This window comes from Rhodanobacter sp. FW101-FHT13A11 (genome assembly GCF_058790335.1).
Genome location: NZ_JBYTCN010000004.1, coordinates 74,446 through 89,275, shown reverse-complemented (window position 1 = coordinate 89,275; position 14,830 = coordinate 74,446). Strand labels below are relative to the sequence as shown.

Here is a 14,830-nt window from a genome sequence, read left to right as displayed (position 1 = left end):
GGAATGCACAGCGTATACCGGCGCGCGCGAAGCACGAAGCGACGCCACCTGCATCGCCCGCGCATCGGGAAGGCACGCATGGCCCACACGCCCGCCCCGCACGTTTCGGCGTAGTCTTGGACGCCCATTGTCAGGAGGGTCGAACCATGTTTCGCCGCACCTGCAAGCTGCTTGTCCCGCTGGCCGTCGCCCTGCTGCTTCCCGCCGTCGCCGGTGCCGCGTCTGCCGGCCTATCCGACAGCACCACCGCGGCGCTGCAGCAGGCGGTGAACGGCCACTGGCGCTCGGCCGCCAACCAGGCGCGCGATCCCTATCGCCACCCGGTCGAGACCCTGCAATTCTTCGGCATCAGGCCGGACATGACGGTGATCGAACTGTCGCCCGGCGGCGGCTGGTACACCGAGATCCTCGCGCCCTTCCTCCACGCGCATGGCCACCTGATCGAAGCGACGACGCCGACGGCCGCGAAATTCACCGCCAAGCTCAAGGCCGACCCGGCGGTATACGGGCACATCGCGAAAATCATCCCGTTCGCGCCGCCGGACCCGGTGAACCTCGGCGCCGACAACTCCGCCGACATGGTGCTCACCTTCCGCAACACGCACGACTGGCTCAACCACAGCCCGGCCACCCTGGCCGCGGTATTCCAGGCCGCATTCAACGTGCTCAAGCCCGGCGGCGTGTTCGGCGTCACCGAGCACCGCGCCAAGCCGTTCGCCGATGCCGCGGACAGCAGCAAGGCCCTGCACCGCCTGCCCGAGGATTACCTGATCGCGCTCGCCCTCCAGACCGGCTTCCGCGTGGCCGGCGTGTCGCAGATCAATGCCAACCCGAGCGACCCGGAAGACGTCAACGTGCACCGCCTGCCGCCGGACCTGGCCGGGCCCGACAGCGAGCACGCGAAGATGAAGGCGATCGGCGAATCGGACCGGATGACGTTGAGGTTCGTGAAGCCGTGATGGGTGGTTGCATGGCGGAACCGCATATCCACTTCAAGGGCCGGCCGGGCGAACAGGCCACGATGTTCCTGCCGGGTTCCTGCGGCAACACGCCGGAGTTCAAGCCGTTCGCGGACCGCGCGCAGTTGTCCGCGATGCAGCGCGGCGGGAGCGGCGACGATGGAAGCGGATGACCTGCCGAAGCTGGTGAGCGTGCGCATGCCGTATGGCAAGTACCAGGGCCGGCTGATCGCCGACCTGCCCGGCGCCTACCTCGCCTGGTTCGCGCGCAAGGGCCTTCCGCAGGGCGAGCTGGGCCGGTTGCTGGCGCTGATGCTGGAGCTGGACCACAACGGGCTGTCCGCGCTGCTCGATCCGCTGCGCAAGCGATAGCGCGGCCCCGCGTGGTTACACTGGCGCGGTGAACGATGACCCGAGTGCATTCAGGCGCGCGGCGGACGCGCTGGCCGCGGATGGCTGGTGCGTGCTGCCGGACCTGTTGCCGGTCGCGCAGACGCAGGCGCTGGCCGCCGAATGCCGCGCCCTGCACGAGGCGCGCCGGCTGGCGCCGGCGCGGGTGGGCGCCGCGCGCACGGCCACGCCCTTGCGCGGCGACAGCACGCAATGGTTCCAGGCCGGGGCGATGAGCGCGGCGCAACAGGCGTTCATGGATCGCCTCGACGCGCTGCGGACCGTGCTCAACCGCGAGCTGATGCTGGGCCTGGTCGAATGCGAGGCGCACTACGCGGTGTATCCGCCGGGCGCCGGTTACACCCGTCATCTCGACCGCCTGCGCGACAGCGACGCGCGGGTGGTGTCGGCGGTGTTCTACCTCAACGCGGACTGGCAGGAGACCGACGGCGGCGCGCTGCGGCTGTACCTGGAGGGCGGCTCGCATCGCGACATCCTTCCGCATGCCGGCAGCCTGCTGCTGTTCCTCTCCGCGCAGTTCGAGCACGAGGTGCTGCCGGCCACGCGCAACCGCATGAGCATCGCCTGCTGGATGCGCCAGCGGGCGCTCGGTTGCCGCGTGTAGGAGCGCACCTTGTGCGCGATGCTCTGATGTCGAGCGAAGCCAAGAGCATTCGCGCACAGGGTGCGCTCCTACGGCGGCGCCGCTCCGAGCAGCTCGATTTCGGCAAGGGCACGCGGCGTGCCATCCGTCGCTGGTTCGAGACGCAACCGGTAATGCGTGTAGCTGCCCGGTGCAGGCACGGCAAAGGCACGCGTCTGCTGCGGCCATGCGAAGCGCTCGTGCTGCCGCGCATCCAGCGTGCGCCAGTGCCGGCCGTCGCGGGAGGCCTGCAGTTGCCAGCCGGATGGCGCCGCGGCGCCGGCGCCCGAGGTGAGCGTGAGCACCGCGACCTCGCGCGGTTGCGCGAAATGCCAGCGGATCGTGGTCGCCGCGGCGGGCAGCGCGGCTTCGGTGGCGGAATCGTTGTCGGACAACGCGGACAGCCGTGCGATGGCCGGCGCGCTGCGGGCGCTGCCCCGCCCGCCATCGGTGAAGTCGTGCAGCGGCTGCGGCCTGTCCCGCACGGTGAGCGACGGCGGCAGCGCGTCCTCATCTCCGGCCCAGCGTGATGGCCGCGGCCCCATGGCGAACTCCAGCGTGGCGCCCTGCGCCAGCAGCGCGTGCGGCAGGGTCAGCCGGTTCCACGGCTGGCCGTTGACGCGCAGGCCCTGCACGTAGCGGTTGGCGTCGCTCACCGCGGGCGCGTCGATCACCAGGTGCTTGCCGTTCTCCAGCGCGATGTCCATGTGCGGGAAATACGGCGCGCCGATCACGTACTCCGGCGTGCCCATGCGCAGCGGATAGAAGCCAGCGGCGCTGAACAGGTACCAGGCGGACATCTCGCCGTTGTCCTCGTCGCCCGGGTAGCCCTGGCCAATCTCGCTGCCGGTGTAGAGGCGGCTCAGCACGTCGCGCACCTTGTCCTGCGCCTTCCACGACTGGCCCGCGACGTCGTACATGTAGATGATGTGGTGCGAGGGCTGGTTGCTGTGGCCGTACTGGCCCATGCGCACGTCGCGTGCCTCCAGCATCTCGTGGATCGGCTCGCCGTAGCTGCCGACGTGGAACTCGCCCGGCGTGGCGAAGAACGCGTCGAGCTTCGCCGCCAGCCCGGCGCGGCCGCCGTACAGCGCGGCCAGGCCGGCGCCGTCCTGCGGCGCGTGGAAGGCCATGTTCCACGCATTGGTCTCGGTGTAGTCGCCGCCCCAGCGCAGCGGATCGAAATCCTTCGCGTCGTAGCGCCACCTGCCCGCCGCGTCGCGGCCCACGAAGAAGCCGACGGCGGGGTCGAACAGGTTGGCGTAGCCGAGCGCGCGGCGGCGGAAGTACGCCGCGTCGTCGGCGTAGCGCGCGGCATACGGGTCGTCCGCGGCGGGTTGCCGCGCCAGCGCGGCAGCGAGGTTGCCGATCGCGAAGTCGTTGATGTAGCCGTCCATCGACCACGACAGCCCTTCGTCCACGCCGGTATCGGTGTAGCCGTTGAAGATCGAGCGCTGCAGCCCCTTGCGGCCGGTGCCGGCGAGCGGGCTGACCACGGTGGCGTCCTTCAGCGCGGCCTGGTAGAACGCGCGCACGTCGAAGTTGCGCACGCCCTTCAGCCACGCGTCGGCGAACGCCACGTCGGCGCTGGTGCCGACCATCAGGTCGGCGTAGCCGGGCGACGACCAGCGCGCGATCCAGCCGCCGTCACGGTACTGCTGCACGAAGCCGTCGATCATCTCGCCGGCCTGCGTCGGCGTGAGCAGCACGTAGGCCGGCCACGCGGTGCGGTAGGTATCCCAGAAGCCGTTGTTGACGTAGGGCTTGCCGTCGACCACGCGCGCGCCGGTCTGCGTGGGCGTGTCCGGGCCGGCCGGCGCAGAGAACGGGCTGGCGTAGCGCCAGTGCGGCAGCGCCGCCGTGCCGGTGTTCTCGTGGGCGGAATTCGGGTACAGGAACAACCGGTACAGGCTGGAATACAGCGTGGTCAGCTCGTCGCGGCTGGCGCCGCGCACCTGCACGATGCCGAGCTGTGCGTCCCACTGTTCCTGCGCGCGCTCGCGCACGTCGTCGAACGTGTCTCCCGGCGCGATCTCCAGCGCCAGGTTGCGCTGTGCCTGTTCCAGGCTGATCAGCGAGGTGGCGATGCGCAGGTGCACCACTTTCTGCCGCGTGGTGTCGAAGCCGAACCAGGCGGCCACGTGGTCGCGGCCTTCGCCCGTCAACCGGCCGCTTTCGCGCACCGGCTGGTCGACCGTGCCGTAGAAGAACAGCCGGGTGGCGCCGGCGGAAAGCCGGCTCTTCACGTCGGACCAGCCGCTGAAGCGGCGGCCGGAGGGATCGAGCACGATGCCGCCGTGGTCGTCGCGGTTGTCGAACACCAGCTGCGAGCGGTTGCCCGCGAAGGTGAAGCGGAACATCGCGGCGTGGTCGGTCGGCGCCACTTCGGCGACGATGCCGTCGTCGAACGCCACGCGGTAGGCGTGCGCGTGCGCGGTCTCGTTGGCATGGCTGAAGCTCAGCGCGCGCGCCGCGCGGTTCGCGCTGGGCGCGCCCTGCGCCACGGCGGCCGGCATCAGCTGGAAGGTCTGCCGGTCGCCCATCCATGGGCTCGGCTCGTGCGACAGCGCCAGCGCCTCCAGCCGCGGCCGGTTGTCGGCGCCGTTGCGCTGCTGGTACTGGTAGATCCAGTTCGAGCCGGCGTCGCTCACCGGCGTCCAGAAATTGAAGCCGTGCGGCACGGCCACCGCGGGAAAGTTGTTGCCGCGCGAGAAGCGCGCGTTGGAATTCGTGCCGCGGCGGGTGTCGACGAAATCGCTGGGGCGCCGGCGCGCGTCGGCGGGCGCGGCGCCGATGCGCAGGTCGTCCAGGTAACCCTCGAAGTGGGTGGCGGGGCCGTCGTGGCTCAGCTCGATGCGCCGGATCGTGCGCCCGGCGGCGACCGCGCCCACGTCGATCGAAAGGTAGTTCCACTGGTCCGGATACAGCGTGCGGCCCTCGCCCTGCGCGCGCGCCGCGACGCCGACCCGGTGCTGGTCGAGCGCGCCGCGGGCGGACAGCCGGCTGCCGTCGTCGAACAGCAGGTCCACCGCCACGTAGTTGGCCGGGTTGCGCAGGTCGCCCGCGTTCGAGACCGGGAACAGCAGGTACGACAGCCGGGTATCCGCCTGCACCGGCAGGTTCACCGTGTACAGCGCCAGCGTCTGCCGCCCGTCCGTCGCGCCGCGGTAGTGCAGCGAATGCAGCCCGCTGAAGCCGACCCCGGGCATGGCGGTGAGCGCCGCCGCCGCGCCGGGGCCGCCGGCCACGTCGACGGAGAACGGCGCCGTGGCCGGCATGGCCGGGGGCATCGGTTGCCCGGGTTCGAACGAGCTCTGGAAGCTCGCCGGCGCGGCCGCGATCGCCAGCGCCGGCAGCAGGCAAGCCAGCCACAGCCCGCACCGCAGGCTCCGGCCGGCATGCGCGAATTTCGTCAACGGCGATCCGGACACGGCCAGCCCTCTGCCTCGGTGCGGCGGTGGCGGCGTTTCATGCCGTTCGCGCCGGATGCCGACGCGACGGGAACGGGAAGGAGGAACGCCGGTATGGCGTGATTTGTATCGATCTAAATCGAATCTGTCAAACCGCGTCGCAACATGCCCGGCCGGCGCGGGCCGCACCGATTCAGCCGGCGATGGTGCCGGCGCCCGCCACCGCGTTGAAGCGCGTGGCGATGTAGTCGTCGGTATAGCTGGTCATGCCCCAGCTGCGGATGAAGCCGCAGTGGCCGCCGTACGGCGCGATGTCCAGCTCGACGTTCGGCGGCAGCTCGAGCTTCTCGAAGCTGCTGACCGGGATCACCGGATCATCCTTCGCGGTGAGGATGGTGGCGGGAATCTGCATCGCCTGCATAATGCCGCCGGCCACCGAATAGCCGTCCAGATACTGCTGCAGGGTGTTGAAGTCGGTATGCCGCAGCACCAGCGACTCGGTCAGCCCGCGCAGGTGCTGCTTCAGTTCGGACATCTCGAAGTACCGGTGCTGCGGGAACGCCTTCTGCTTGGCCAGCAGCGAGTGGCGCCACTTGCGCATGAAATACGCCTGGTAGAACCACGGCGCGGATTCCTCCAGCGAGAACAGGCCCTCGCCGGGGTCGATGATCGGGCACACCGCCAGCACGTAGCTCAGCGGGATGCCCACCCGCGAGGTCTGCATCGCGGCGCGCAGCGCGAAGTTGCCGCCCAGCGAGAAGCCGGCCAGCGCCATCGGCCGCGCCGGCCAGCGCGCGGCGACGTCGCCCAGCGCGTGCACCACCTCGTCGAGGCGGCAGGAATGGAACAGCGCCTCGTTGAGCCCGTGGCTGTCGCCGTGGTCGCGGAAGTTCAGCCGGAAGATGTCCCAGCCGTCGGCGAGCAGGCGGCTGCCGGTCTGCAGCACGTAGGTGGAATCGACGCTGCCTTCCCAGCCGTGGAACAGCACGGCCAGCCCGCGCGGCTGCGGCCGGGTTTGCTGCGCGGTATACGCGCCGGTGAGGCGCACGCCGCCGCCGCCGTCCACCACCACCGCCTCGGCGCCGCGCTGCACGGCCGTTGCCGCGCGCGGCAGCAGCATGCGGCGCACGCCGCTGGAGGACAGCATGGTCTGGATGTGGCCGCTGGTGAGCGGCCAGGGTGGCCGGAAATCCTTTCCGTGCAGCAGGTTCATCCGGGGTGGTCTTCCAGCGCGGCGGCGATGCGTTCGCGCGACAGCTCGGCCATGCGCCGGCGTGCCTCCGGGGTGGCCGGCACCGGCGCCAGGAAGCGCACCTCGGCGTCCAGCGGCGCCTCGCCCAGCATGCGCACGATGTTGTGCACGAAACTCTCGTTCTCGCGGAAGCCGGCGTCGATCACCCGGCGCCCGCCACGGGCGAAGCGCAGCGCCACCGGCTGCACCGGCACCTCGGCATCCAGCGCGGCCTGGAAGATGCGCGCGTGGAAGACCTTGAGCACGCCGTTGTAGCCGGTGCCGCCCTCCGGGAACACCGCCACCGAACGTCCGGCGCGCAGCCGCTCGACCATCGCCTGCATCACCGTGGACAGCGAATGGTTGCTGCCGCGGCGATGGAAGATGGTGCCGCCGTTGCTGGCCAACCAGCCGACCAGCGGCCAGCCGGCGATCTCCGCCTTGGCCACGAAGCAGGCCGCGCGCTGGCTGTGCAGCATCACGATGTCGATCCACGAGGTGTGGTTGGCGACGAACAGCACCGGGTCGCGCAGCGGCTGGCCGAAGCGCACCGAGCGCAGGCCTATGATGCGCAGCAGGCTGACCGACCACCAGCGGATCATGCGGTGCGCGAACGGCTCGCGGCCGTCCTTCATCACCGCCTGCTGGTTCCAGCTGAGGACCAGCGCGCACAGCGCGACGCCAAGCACGATGTGCAGCAGCACCAGCGGCACCCGCCACAGGTAACGCAGCGGGCGCAGCGGGTCGCGCTCGGGGACGGAAGCAGTATCGGTGCTCATCAGTCCGGCAAGTTTAGCGTCAATGCGACTCCGCTTCGGCAGTACGCGTGCGCATTCTCGTGCCGGACAGCGGAACCGGCGCCCGGAACCCCGCGGCTCAGCCTTCGAGGCTGGCGTCGATCAGGCACCGCGCCGCGCCGGCCAGGGCGCGCGCCGGCCCCCCTTCGCCGAAGGTCTGCCCGGAGATGTAACTGCCCTCGATCAGCAACAGCAGGCCGTCGGCCAGCGCCGCCGGGTCGTGTGCGCCGATCGCCTCGCTCATCCGGCGCAGGCGTTCGCGCAGGGCGCGCTTGCTGTTCACCGCGACCCGGTGCGCCGGATGCCCGGGGTCGGGATACTCGATCACCGCATTGGTCAGCCCGCAGCCGCGGTAGCCGTCGCGGCCGGCGCGCGTAGAAAGACCCTCCAGGTAGGCCATCAGCTGGCCGCGCGGGTCGCCGGGATGGTCGGCCACCGCGGCCTCGAAGCGCTGGCAGAAGCGCAGGTCGTAATCGCGCAGGTAGGTCGCCGCCAACTCGTCCTTCGATTCGAAGGCGCGGTACAGGCTGGGCTTGGTGACGCCGGCGCGGTTGACGATCTCCTCCACCCCGATGGCGCGGATACCCTCGCGGTAGAACAGCTCGAAAGCGGTATCGCGGATGCGGTCCGCCGCGCGGCGCGGCGCGTCGGCGGAAGGTGCCGCGGCGGATTTGGAACGACGGGACATGGCCTGGCCTGTTGACAATGTTACCGATCGGTACGTAAGCTGCGCGCTTGCCCGTACCGGTCGGTAACATGACTATACCCCGCTCACGGCCCTTCGGCCAAAACTACGCGTTCGTGGTGGTCGCCGTGGTGTTCCTCGCCCTGCTCGTCTCGGCCGGCATGCGCGCCACGCCGGGCGTGCTGATGCTGCCGCTGGGCCGTGCCTTCGGCTGGAGCCGGGACAGCATCTCGACCGCCGCCGCGGTCGGCATCCTGCTGTACGGGCTGGTGGGCCCATTCGCCGCGGCGCTGATGCAGCGCTTCGGCATCCGCCGCGTGTTGCTCGGCGCGCTGTCGATGATGGCGCTGGCGGCCGCCGGCAGCGCCGCGATGACCCGGCCATGGCAGTTGCTGCTGAGCTGGGGCGTATTGTCCGGCACCGGCACCGGCTGCGTCGCGGTGGTGCTCGGCGCCACCGTGGTCGGCCGCTGGTTCAGCAGCCATCGCGGCCTGATGATGGGCCTGCTGACCGCCAGCACCGCCACCGGCACCCTGATCTTCCTGCCGGGCCTGGCCGCCATCGCCGAGTACGCCAGCTGGCGCACGGTGGTGCTGACCATCGCCGCCTGCTGTGCCGCGCTGGTGCCGCTGGTGCTGTGGCTGTTGCCGGAACGGCCTGCCGACATCGGCCTGACCCGCTACGGCGCCGGTCCGGACGAGCCGGCCGACGCCGGGGCGCCAGGCGGCAACCTGCTGGCGCTGACCCTGGGTACCTTGCGGCGGGCCAGCCGGCGCGGCGCGTTCTGGTACCTGTTCGCCACCTTCTTCGTCTGCGGCTTCACCACCAACGGCCTGATCGGCACGCACTTCATCGCGCTGTGCGGCGACCATGGCATTCCGGAGGTGCGCGCGGCCGGATTGCTGGCGATGATGGGCATCTTCGACCTGTTCGGCACGACCGCCTCGGGCTGGCTCACCGATCGCGTCGATCCGCGCAAGCTGCTGTTCGCCTATTACGGCCTGCGCGGGCTATCGCTCATCTATCTGCCGTACTCCGATTTCTCGCTGTACAGCCTGTCGCTGTTCGGCGTGTTCTACGGGCTGGACTGGATCGCCACCGTGCCACCCACGCTGCGCCTCACCACCGATGCGTTCGGCGAGCGCGACGCGCCAGTGGTGTTCGGCTGGGTGGTGGCCGGCCATCAGGTCGGCGCCGCCGTGGCCGCGTTCATGGCCGGCGTGCTGCGCGTGCAGCTGGGCAGCTATCTCACGCCCTTCGTGATTGCCGGCGCCACCGGCGTCGTTGCCGCCTTCCTCGCCCTGCGCATCCGTCGGCGCCACGACGGCGCGCCGCTGATCCCGGTCGTCGAGGCCGCCTGAGCTTCAGCGCTCCAGCTGCGCCAATGGCAGCGACGGCGAGCGCTTCACCGTGCGCAGCACGAAGCTGGAGTTGACATCGGCCACCCCCGCCGCGTTCAGCAGGTGGTCGAGCAGGAAGCGCGAGAAATCCTTGAGGTCGGCCACGTGGACGTGCAACAGGTAGTCCATGTCGCCGGTGAGCGCGTGGCAGGCCACCACTTCGTCCCAGCCGTTGACGCGCTCGACGAAACGCTCGATCACCACTGCCTCGTGCTTCACCAGTTGCACGCGCACGAAGGCCTGCAGGCCCAGCCCCACCGCCTGCGGGTCGACCTGGGCGGCATAGCCGGTGATCACTCCGTCCGCCTCCAGCCGCTGCAGCCGGCGCAGGCACGCCGATGGCGACAGGCTGACCCGTTCGGCCAGCTCGGCATTGGTGATGCGGCCCTCGCCCTGCAGCACGGCCAGCATGCGCAGGTCGGTACGGTCGAGCATCGTCATGCGCAATAAACCTCAATTGCTTCGTTATCAGATGCAAGAATAGTGCATTAAACCGGCGAATCAAGGCAATAAAACAACCCTGCTGCGACGAAACCGCCGTATGCTGTGGCTTGCCCCAAGCCGCACCGGAGTCGAGCCCATGGACACGCCACGCAAAGTCGAACATCAGCAGACCGACCGCGGCTACGTGCCGGTGTACGCCACCGGCGTGGTCGAGCAGCCATGGGCCAGCTATAGCAAGACCGACCACGAGGTGTGGGACACCTTGTTCAAGCGCCAACGCGAGCTGCTGCCCGGGCGTGCCTGCAAGGAGTTCATGGCCGGCGTGGAGCGCTTCGGCCTCGGCGACGGCGGCATCCCGAAGTTCGCCGAGCTGAACAAGGTGCTCGGCGCCAGCACCGGCTGGGAGCTGGTCGCGGTGGAAGGCCTGCTGCCGGACGAGGTGTTCTTCGACCACCTGGCCAACCGCCGCTTCCCGGTCAGCTGGTGGATCCGCAAGCCCGACCAGCTCGACTACCTCAGCGAACCGGACCTGTTCCACGACCTGTTCGGCCACGTGCCGCTGCTGCTCAACCCGGTGTTCGCCGACTACATGCAGGCCTACGGCCGCGGCGGCATGAAGGCGTTCGCGATCGGCCCCGAGGCGCTGATGAACCTCACTCGGCTGTACTGGTACACGGTGGAGTTCGGCCTGATCAACACCAGCGAAGGCATGCGCATCTACGGCGCCGGCATCGTCAGCTCCAAGGGTGAGTCGATCTACTGCCTGGACTCGCCCTCGCCGAACCGCATCGGCTTCGGCCTGGAGCGCGTGATGAGCACGCGCTACCGCATCGACACCTACCAGCAGACCTACTTCGTGATCGACAGCTTCGAGCAGCTGTTCGAGGCGACGCATCCCGACTTCACGCCGATCTACGCGAAGCTCAGGCAACAGCCCGTGCATGCGGCCGGCGACGTGCTGGGCGGCGATCGCGTGTTCACTCGCGGCGATCGCGTGGGCTGGGCCACCAACGCGGATACCTGAGCCGCCGGGTCAGCGCAGCGTCGCGTCCAGCCACGGTTTCACCACCTCGACCCACAGCGCATAGCCCTGGCGGTTCATGTGCAGGCCGTCGGCGATGAACCACTGCGACTGCGGCCTGCCGTCCTTGCCGAGCATCGGCGTGAACACATCCAGATAGGCGACACCGCGCTGGGTGGCCGCATACTGGCGCACCAGCGCATTCGCCTCGCGGATCCTCGGCAGCAGCGCCCGGCGCGCCACGCTGGGCTTGATCGCGATGAACGCGATCGGCACGCCGGGATCGAATGAGCGCGCCTTGCGCACGAAGGCGGCGAAGTCGTCGCGCACGTGCGCCGGGCTGTCGCCATCCTGCAGGTCGTTGTCGCCGGCATACATCACGATCGCGCGCGGGTGGTACGGCGCCACGATGCGCTGGGCGAAAAAGGTGGCGTCGTCGATCTCGGAGCCGCCGAAGCCGCGGTTGATCGTGCGCACCCGCGGGAAATCCGCGGCCAGCGAGGTCCACATGCGGATCGAGGAGCTGCCGATGAACAGCACCGCGCCGGCCGGCGGCGGATGTACCTGGTCGCCGGCCTGGAACGCGGCGATCTCCGCGTTCCACTGCGCGTGGTCGTTCTCGCGGTTGTCGCGCGCCGCCGCCAGCAACGGCCACAGCAACAGGATCAGCAGCAGTTTGCGCGGGATCTTCATCGGCTCGCCTCGTCGGTTCCGCCCGCAGGCTAGCGCGGCCGCGGCAATTCCGAAACCGACAGCACCTGCGCGATGCGCGCGCCGTTCCAGCGATAGACCAAATGCTGCGCCTGCACGCACGGCGCCACCACGTCGGGATGGAACGCGGCCAGGCATTCGCCGCCGCGATGCCGTGCGCTGTCGTAGACGATGCCGTTGGAGTCGGCGCCCCGCAGTTCACGGGCCAGCATGACGCTGGCGGCGTAGCTGTCCGGATCGTGCGCGGCGACCCAGCCGCCGCGGATGTCGTGCAGCCGGCTGTCGACGCCGGTGCGGTAGCAGCGCATCTGGATCTCGCAGGCCGGCTCGGCGGTGGCGGCGAGGAAGCGCTCGCGGTGGTACACGGTTTCCTCGACCGCGGTGGCCACGTCATGCGCGGCGTAGAACACGCCCCACGTGCCGTCGGAAAAGCGGCTGCCCTCCGGGTTCAGATGGGTGAACACGGCCATCACCGGGGTCGAGCCGGGCCCACTGAGGCGCCGCTCCTTTGGCACCTGGCGTAGTACGCCGGCTTCCTGGCGCAGACGCGGGTTGGTCATCGCCTCCAGCGCGAACACCGCATCGAGATCGGCCGGATCAGCCACGCGGTCATAGATGCCGATCGGCGGAAACCGACTGGGTACGATGCGAAACGCCTGGTTCCAGCGGATGCGTTTCAGCGGTGGCAGATCGCTCGTCATCGGCTCTCCATGGGCTGTGCGAGCCCTTGTAGGAGCGCACCCTGTGCGCGATGCCTTTCTCGCGGCGTGACGAAGAGCATCGCGCACAGGGTGCGCTCCTACAGGGGTTGCAGCATCGCTGATAAACGTATCGCCGCGTGCGACGCGAGACACGGCGCCGCTCAGCCACGCTGCGCGTCCAGGTACTGGCGCACCACGTAGAGGTCGGCCACGTTGCCCGACAGCATGCGCTCCAGCGCGGAGTGGCCGCCGAACAGCGGCGCCGTGCTCGGCTTGTGCAGCCAGGCATCGGCCTGGGCCGGGTCGGGGAACAGGATCTGCAGCGACTTCCAGATGCCGAGCAGGTAGCTGATCCGCTCCAGCGTGTCGCGCCCCAGGGCGCCGCCCTGCTGGCGCTTCCACTTGTAGAAGGTCGATTCCGGCGGGTCGCCGAGCAGCTTGCGCTGGTCGGCGATGCGCAGCTTCCAGTGCTCGGCAAGCTTGAAGAACGCGCGCAGCGCCGGGTCGGCGAGCGTATCCGGCGCTGCATACCGTGGCGCGGCTTCGGTGATGCGGGTCGAATGAGCAGCCATGGCACTCGCTCTCCCTGTGAAGTTGTGTGAAATATTACTTCATAGATGTAGTAAAAGCCAGCGAGCCGCCGCTTCGGGTTCAATGCCCTGAAACGCCCCTCGCCTTCGCGCAGTCGCAGCCGTAGTCCGGCTCCGGGCCACCCTCGGCGATGAAGCGACCGATGCGCTGCTCCAGCACCGGCAGCGGCACCGAGCCCAGCTGCAGCACGGTGTCGTGGAAGTGGCGGAGGTCGAACTTCGCGCCCAGCGCCTGCTCCGCCTTCGCGCGCAGCTCGCGGAGCTTCAGGTAGCCCAGCTCGTACGACAGCGCCTGGCCCGGCCAGCTGATGTAGCGGTCCACCTCGTTGGCGATCTCCCGCGCGGACAGCGCGGTATTGACGGTGAGGTAGTCGATCGCCTGCGCGCGGGTCCAGCCGAGGTGGTGCACGCCGGTGTCGACCACCAGCCGGCAGGCGCGCCACATCTGGTAGGTGAGGTAGCCGAAGCGCTCGTACGGCGTGTGGTAGATGCCCATCTCGTTGCCGAGGTATTCCGAGTACAGCCCCCAGCCTTCGCCGTAGGCGGAAATGTAGCCGTTGCGACGGAACACGGGCTGGTCGTGCTGCTCGTCGGCCAGTTCCAGCTGCAGCGCGTGGCCGGGATAGCTCTCGTGCAGGGTCAGCGCCGGCACGTTGAACAGCGGCCGCGAGCCGAGGTCGTAGGTGTTGACCAGGTAGACGTCGGCGCCGCCGCGGCCGGAGGTGTAGTACGGCGCGATGTCGGCCGGCACCGGCTGGATGGTGAAGTGCGCGCGCGGCAGGTGGCCGAAGTAGCGCGGCATCTGGCCGTCCACCTGCTTGGCCACCCAGGCGCTGCGCATCAGCAGTTCGTCCGGCGTCTTCGCGTGGAACTGCGGGTCGGTGCGCAGGAATTTCAGGAAGCCGGCGAAGCTGCCCTTGTAGCCGGTGTCCTGCATCGCCTCCAGCATCTGCGCGTGGATCTTCGCCACCTGTTCGAGGCCGATGCGGTGGATCTCGTCCGGGTCGAGTTCGAGCGTGGTGTACTCGCGGATCTGCTGGCGGTAGTAGGCCTTGCCGTCGGGCAGCGCCTCGGCCGCCAGCGTGGTGCGCGCCCGCGGCACGTACTCGTTGCGGAAGAACGCCAGCAGCTTCGCGTAGGCGGGGATCACCTCGTCGCGGATCCGCTGCAGCGCCCGGCCTTGCAGCGCCTGCGCCTGGTCGGCGGGGATCGTCGCCGGCAACTGCTTGAACGGCGCGTAGAAACTGCTCCGGGTCGGATCCTTCAGCTCGGCCACCGCGGCGATCGACGCGTCGCGCCCGCGCAGCACCGCGCGCGGCACGCTGAAGCCGCGCTTGAGGCCGGCGCGCATGTTGGCGATCTGCTGGTCGAAATAGGCCGGGATCTGGTCCAGCCGGTCGAGGTAGCGCTGGTAGTCGTCGGCCGTGCGCAGGCGGTCACCACCCAGCACGTAGCCGATGTCCGACCAGAACGCCGAGTCGCTGTTGAACGGCATCTGCCACGCCTTGAACCGCTGCGCGGCGAGCAGGTTGCGGATCTGCGCGCGGTACACCGCGTAGTTGACCTGGTCTTCGGCGGAGAGCTGCTGCGGATCGATCGCGCCGAGCCGCTCCATCACCTTTTGCCAGTAGTCCAGCCGGCGCTGCTGGCTGGCCGCGTCGACGTTGTCCAGCCGGCCAGCGTTCGGCTGCGCCTCGCCGGAGGCGAGCACGCCGGACTGCGCGCTGCGCCAGCTCCATTCCTGCTGGTAGATCTGCCGGAAGCGGGCCGCCGCGTCCTGCCCGGCCCATGCCGGCACCGCCAGGACCAGCGCGCCCAGGCCCAGCCACGCCATTCTCGTTGCCATGC

At 69.6% G+C, this 14,830-nt stretch carries 15 protein-coding genes; 6 read left to right on the top strand and 9 right to left on the bottom strand.

The genetic code is table 11. From position 1 onward, the window contains the following. Positions 1-146 precede the first annotated feature (146 nt). Genes AC3WRN_RS06295 through AC3WRN_RS06280 form a run of 4 tightly spaced genes read left to right on the top strand, consistent with a single transcriptional unit; the run spans position 147 to position 1,974 of the window. Positions 147-959: a class I SAM-dependent methyltransferase gene (locus AC3WRN_RS06295; protein WP_492622320.1), complete on the top strand. Its 813-nt coding sequence runs from the start codon at positions 147-149 to the stop codon at positions 957-959. Positions 960-970: 11 nt separating this feature from the next. Then, positions 971-1,132 (top strand): hypothetical protein, encoded by a 162-nt coding sequence (locus AC3WRN_RS06290; RefSeq protein ID WP_492622319.1) that lies wholly within the window; start codon positions 971-973, stop codon positions 1,130-1,132. After that, positions 1,119-1,331 (top strand): DUF3820 family protein, encoded by a 213-nt coding sequence (locus AC3WRN_RS06285; protein WP_492622318.1) that lies wholly within the window; start codon positions 1,119-1,121, stop codon positions 1,329-1,331. Before AC3WRN_RS06290 ends, AC3WRN_RS06285 begins: the two co-directional genes overlap by 14 nt. Positions 1,332-1,359: 28 nt before the next feature. Then, positions 1,360-1,974: a 2OG-Fe(II) oxygenase gene (locus AC3WRN_RS06280; protein ID WP_492622317.1), complete on the top strand. Its 615-nt coding sequence runs from the start codon at positions 1,360-1,362 to the stop codon at positions 1,972-1,974. A gap of 68 nt (positions 1,975-2,042) precedes the next feature. Here the strand turns inward: AC3WRN_RS06280 and AC3WRN_RS06275 are convergent, their stop codons facing one another. The 4 genes from AC3WRN_RS06275 to AC3WRN_RS06260 all read right to left on the bottom strand — a co-directional run bounded on the left by AC3WRN_RS06275 (position 2,043) and on the right by AC3WRN_RS06260 (position 8,118). Further along, positions 2,043-5,270, bottom strand: coding sequence for a GH92 family glycosyl hydrolase (locus tag AC3WRN_RS06275; RefSeq protein WP_492622469.1), 3,228 nt, complete (start codon positions 5,268-5,270; stop codon positions 2,043-2,045). Between the two features lie 325 nt (positions 5,271-5,595). Then, positions 5,596-6,615, bottom strand: a complete 1,020-nt coding sequence (locus AC3WRN_RS06270) for a YheT family hydrolase (protein ID WP_492622316.1) — start codon at positions 6,613-6,615, stop codon at positions 5,596-5,598. After that, complete coding sequence (locus AC3WRN_RS06265; protein WP_492622315.1) at positions 6,612-7,412, bottom strand: lysophospholipid acyltransferase family protein; 801 nt, start codon at positions 7,410-7,412, stop codon at positions 6,612-6,614. Before AC3WRN_RS06265 ends, AC3WRN_RS06270 begins: the two co-directional genes overlap by 4 nt. A 97-nt stretch (positions 7,413-7,509) precedes the next feature. Next, complete coding sequence (locus AC3WRN_RS06260) at positions 7,510-8,118, bottom strand: TetR/AcrR family transcriptional regulator (RefSeq protein WP_492622314.1); 609 nt, start codon at positions 8,116-8,118, stop codon at positions 7,510-7,512. 68 nt (positions 8,119-8,186) lie between these two features. Here AC3WRN_RS06260 and AC3WRN_RS06255 point away from each other — a divergent pair, with 68 nt between their 5' ends. Further along, positions 8,187-9,476, top strand: coding sequence for an MFS transporter (locus AC3WRN_RS06255; protein ID WP_492622313.1), 1,290 nt, complete (start codon positions 8,187-8,189; stop codon positions 9,474-9,476). 3 nt (positions 9,477-9,479) lie between these two features. Here AC3WRN_RS06255 and AC3WRN_RS06250 read toward each other — a convergent pair whose 3' ends face one another. After that, positions 9,480-9,956: an Lrp/AsnC family transcriptional regulator gene (locus tag AC3WRN_RS06250; RefSeq protein WP_492622312.1), complete on the bottom strand. Its 477-nt coding sequence runs from the start codon at positions 9,954-9,956 to the stop codon at positions 9,480-9,482. A 139-nt stretch (positions 9,957-10,095) separates the two neighbouring features. Between AC3WRN_RS06250 and phhA the strand changes: the two genes are divergently transcribed. After that, complete coding sequence (gene phhA, locus AC3WRN_RS06245; RefSeq protein WP_492622311.1) at positions 10,096-10,983, top strand: phenylalanine 4-monooxygenase; 888 nt, start codon at positions 10,096-10,098, stop codon at positions 10,981-10,983. Positions 10,984-10,992: 9 nt separating this feature from the next. On the opposite strand, the gene AC3WRN_RS06240 is transcribed toward phhA, so the two are convergent. The 4 genes from AC3WRN_RS06240 to AC3WRN_RS06225 form a co-directional block, all read right to left on the bottom strand. Further along, a complete protein-coding gene (locus AC3WRN_RS06240; RefSeq protein ID WP_492622310.1) occupies positions 10,993-11,673 on the bottom strand; it encodes an SGNH/GDSL hydrolase family protein in 681 nt (226 codons plus the stop codon). 29 nt (positions 11,674-11,702) lie between these two features. Beyond that, positions 11,703-12,392, bottom strand: coding sequence for an RES family NAD+ phosphorylase (locus AC3WRN_RS06235; RefSeq protein ID WP_492622309.1), 690 nt, complete (start codon positions 12,390-12,392; stop codon positions 11,703-11,705). A gap of 161 nt (positions 12,393-12,553) precedes the next feature. Next, positions 12,554-12,964: an MbcA/ParS/Xre antitoxin family protein gene (locus AC3WRN_RS06230; protein WP_068093755.1), complete on the bottom strand. Its 411-nt coding sequence runs from the start codon at positions 12,962-12,964 to the stop codon at positions 12,554-12,556. Positions 12,965-13,043: 79 nt separating this feature from the next. Then, positions 13,044-14,816 (bottom strand): DUF885 domain-containing protein, encoded by a 1,773-nt coding sequence (locus AC3WRN_RS06225; RefSeq protein ID WP_492622468.1) that lies wholly within the window; start codon positions 14,814-14,816, stop codon positions 13,044-13,046. Positions 14,817-14,830: the final 14 nt, after the last annotated feature.